Genomic DNA, 486 nt, shown 5'->3' on the forward strand with positions numbered 1-486 from the left:
CGAGGCGTTCAACGACTCCGTCTCCGTCGGACCGGGGAACGCAACGACGGTCGAGTTCGATGTCCCCGTTCCAGTCGACGCGTCGCTCGGACCGGCGTTCGTCGAGGTGGAGACTGACGACGACGACGCCGCGACGCGCGTGGACGTTGAGGAGCAGCCCGCGCCCGCGAACTTCACCCTTGAGGTCGACGAGGCGGCCTCGCTGCTCGAGGTTACTAACGGCAGCACGGCGCGGGTCGCCGTGGAGATCGACAACGTCGGCGACCTCGCCGGGAACACGTCGGTCAACGCCACGACTGACGCCGGGGGGCCGGTGAACGTCACCACCGACGAACTCGCCGGCGGCGAGTCGACGACCGAAATCGTCCGCATCCCGGTCGATCCGGCCGGTCTCGGCGATTCGAGCGAGTCGTTCCAAGTTAACCTGACGACGCTGAACGACAGCGCGACCACGGACGTGACGGTCAACCCGCGGCCGGACGAGGC

Annotated in this window: 1 protein-coding gene; it reads left to right on the forward strand. The window is 68.3% G+C overall.

Translation table 11 applies throughout. The annotated features are described in order from the left end of the window. On the forward strand, positions 1-486 hold a 486-nt coding region (locus DVK07_RS23100), incomplete at both ends, for a hypothetical protein (RefSeq protein ID WP_394338906.1).

The sequence above is a fragment of the Halorubrum sp. Atlit-26R genome (assembly GCF_003666015.1).
Lineage (GTDB): Archaea > Halobacteriota > Halobacteria > Halobacteriales > Haloferacaceae > Halorubrum.